At 71.9% G+C, this 3,371-nt stretch carries 2 protein-coding genes and 1 pseudogene; all 3 read right to left on the bottom strand.

The annotated features are described in order from the left end of the window. Positions 1-68 precede the first annotated feature (68 nt). The gene (locus tag H5J33_RS28180) at positions 69-1,151 is read right to left on the bottom strand and encodes a mechanosensitive ion channel family protein (protein WP_181797652.1); all 1,083 of its coding nucleotides are present in this window, start codon (positions 1,149-1,151) and stop codon (positions 69-71) included. 188 nt (positions 1,152-1,339) lie between these two features. After that, positions 1,340-2,875, bottom strand: coding sequence for an amino acid permease (locus tag H5J33_RS28175; RefSeq protein ID WP_181797651.1), 1,536 nt, complete (start codon positions 2,873-2,875; stop codon positions 1,340-1,342). A gap of 62 nt (positions 2,876-2,937) precedes the next feature. Next, positions 2,938-3,371, bottom strand: a pseudogene (locus tag H5J33_RS28170) (hypothetical protein); the annotation flags it as partial.

The following is a 3,371-nucleotide window of genomic DNA, read 5'->3' as shown; positions in this document are numbered from 1 at the left end:
CACGCGGGAGTCGGAAGGGGCGGCGGGGACGGCCGTCAGGGGCGTCCGTGACGGCCCCGGCCATCGCCCTACTCCGCGCCCGACACCGCCTCCTCGCCGCTGCGCTGCTGCGGGATCGGCAGGGAGCCCTGCTGGAGGGCGACCGTGCGGGTGGGGGCCGGGATGCGGATGCCCTCGGCGCGGTAGCGGCGGTGGAGCCGCTTGATGAACTCGTGCTTGATCCGGTACTGGTCGCTGAACTCGCCCACGCCCAGGATCACCGTGAAACCGATCCGCGAGTCGCCGAAGGTGTGGAAGCGGATCGCGGGCTCGTGGTCGGGGACGGCGCCCGCGACGTCCCTCATCACCTCCGTGACCACCTCGGCCGTCACCCGCTCCACGTGCTCGAGGTCGGAGTCGTAGCCGACCCCCACCTGCACCAGCACGGTCAGCTCCTGCTCGGGCCGCGTGTAGTTGGTCATGTTGGCCTTGGCGAGCTGGCCGTTGGGGATGACCACCAGGTTGTTGGAGAGCTGGCGGACCGTCGTCTGGCGCCAGTTGATGTCGACGACATAGCCCTCCTCGCCGCTGCTCAGCCGGATGTAGTCACCCGGCTGCACGGTCTTGGAGGCGAGGATGTGGATGCCCGCGAAGAGGTTGGCGAGCGTGTCCTGAAGGGCGAGCGCGACGGCCAGACCGCCCACGCCCAGGGCGGTGAGCAGCGGCGCTATGGAGATGCCCAGTGTCTGCAGGACGACCAGGAAGCCGATGGCCAGCACCAGCACCCGGGTGATGTTGACGAAGATGGTCGCCGAGCCCGCCACCCCCGAGCGGGACTGGGTGACCGAGCGCACCAGGCCGGCGATGACCCGGGCCGCGGAGAAGGTCACCACGGCGATCACCCAGACCTGGAGCACCTCGTCGATGTGGTGCTGGACGGTCCGGGTCAGCGGCAGCACGGCCGTCGCCGCCGCCGCGCCGCCCGCGATGGCCGCCCAGGGCACGACCGAGCGCAGCGCGTCCACGATGACGTCGTCCCCGCTCCAGCGGGTCCGCTTGGCGTGCTTGGCCAGCCAGCGCAGCAGGGTTCGCGACATGAAGGCGAGCGTCAGGCCCGCCGCCAGGGCGATTCCGGCGAGGACGAGGTCGTCCAGGGTCAGCGCGCGGTTCACCGCTCACCCCCGGGGCGCTCGGCGGCTGCGGGAGGCCGGTTGTGAAGTCTCGTCACGTTGTCACCTGCTCGATGTCCGGGATGTGCGACCGCGCCGGCCGGAGGAACTCCGGGAACCGGCGCGTCCGTTCATCCTGCCGCATCCCGCCCGTGAGTTCGTACCGGGAGCGGTGCCCGCCGCACCGCCGCTCAGACGATGCCCTCCGCGAAGTCCGCCTGGTCCCGGCCGCTGCCGTAGGCGGCCGAGGGCGTGCCGTACGACCGACGGGCGACGAACCACCAGACGGTGGCGAGGACCAGCACCACGGCGAGGGCGACGGAGGCGTAGTTCATCGTGCCCACCGTGACCGGTGACGCCTGCGGCAGGCAGAACAGGACGGTCACGCACGCCACCCAGCCGACCGCGATCCACCCCACCGGCTTGCTCCAGCGGCCCAGGTGCCACGGACCCGGCCGGAAGCGGTCGCCCGCCCGCAGCCGCAGCAGGACGGGGATGGCGTAGGCGGGCGTGATGCCGATGACGTTGATGGCGGTCACCGCGTTGTACGCCGTCGCCGAGTACAGCGACGGCAGCGCGAGCACACAGGCCACGGTCACCGACAGCCACACGGCGGCGACCGGGGTCTGGGTGCGTCCGCTCACCTTGCGCCACAGGTGCGAGCCGGGCAGCGCCCCGTCCCGGCTGAACGCGAACACCATCCGGCTGGCCGCGGCGACCTCGGCGTTCCCGCAGAACAACTGGGCGACGATCACGACCAGCAGCAGGGCGCTCGCGCCGTCGGTGCCGAGGCCGTCCAGCATGATCTGCGCGGGCGGCACACCGGTGTCCGTGGTGCGCGTGGCGTCGTAGTCCTGGATGGCGAAGGTCAGTCCGGCCAGCAGCACGAAGCCCGCGAGCCAGGACACCCAGATGGCGCGGACGATGCCCCGGGAGGCGGCCACCGAGGCGTGCGAGGTCTCCTCCGACAGATGGGCGGAGGCGTCGTACCCGGAGAAGGTGTACTGCGCGAGCAGCAGGCCGATCGCCGCCACGTACACCCGGTTGTCCCAGCCGGTCTCGTTGACGAACTCGGTGAACACGAAGGACGCCGAGCGGTGCCGGTCCGGGACGATCACCAGCGCGCCCACGATCAGCGCCACGCCCGCCAGGTGCCACCACACGCTGACCGAGTTCAGCAGGCTGACCAGGCGTACGCCGAACAGGTTCAGCACCGCGTGCAGCAGCAGGATGACGCAGAAGATCAGCATGGTCGTGCCGGGCGTCGGGGTGAAGCCCCACTGGAGGCTGGCGAACGCCCCGGTGAACAGGGCGGCGCCGTAGTCGATGCCGGCGATCGCGCCGAGCAGGCCCAGCAGGTTCAGCCAGCCGGTGTACCAGCCCCAGCGCCGGCCGCCGAGCCGGTCGGCCATGTAGTACAGGGCGCCGGAGGTCGGATAGGCGCTGGTCACCTCGGCGAGCGCGAGGCCGACGCACAGCACGAACAGGCCCACGCCCGCCCAGCCCCACAGCATCACGGCCGGGCCGCCGGTGTTCAGGCCGAAGCCGTACAGGGTCATGCAGCCGGACAGGATCGAGATCACCGAGAAGCTGATCGCGAAGTTGCCGAAGCCGCCCATCCGGCGGGCCAGCACCGGCCGGTAGCCGAGTTCGCGCAGGCGCTGCTCCTCGTCCTGCTGCGGCAGCCCGGGAGAGGGCACGGGCGAGGGCTCGGGGGTGGGGGACACGCGGGGGACCTCCGGATCGTGGTTGCCGTACGGTGTCGAACTGACGTGCTGCTACGAGGTGTTCAGGAGCCGGAGCCCTCCGCGGCGGCCCGGCAGCGGTCCCGGGCCTGGGTGAAGACCTCCACCGCCCGGTCCCGGTCCCGGGTGCGGTACATCCAGGGCGGCGGTGTGAAGTAGGGGCCGATCGCCTCGAACACCCGCGCCGCGTCCCGGAACCGGAGGGAACCCCACAGCGCGTGGGCCAGGTGGTTGAGGTCCGGCAGCGCGCGCTCCTCGGGCCGCGTCCGGTCGAACCACCACTCCAGCGCCCGCCGCGCCTCCCGGACCGCCTCCTCCGCCACCCAGTGCAGGTCCAGCGCCGCGTCCTGCCCGCTGTCCCGGCGGTAACGCTCCACCCGCACGTACAGCGGCAGCAGGTGCAGCGCCGAGCCCGGCGGCGCCTGGATCGAAAGAGCGTCTCCGCCGCGTGCCGCAGCAGGGTGCGGATGATGGCCAT

The sequence above is a fragment of the Streptomyces sp. WELS2 genome, assembly GCF_013870595.1.
Lineage (GTDB): Bacteria > Actinomycetota > Actinomycetes > Streptomycetales > Streptomycetaceae > Streptomyces.
The sequence above is the reverse complement of the archived record's forward strand: the minus strand, read 5'-3'. Positions and strand labels throughout refer to the sequence as shown.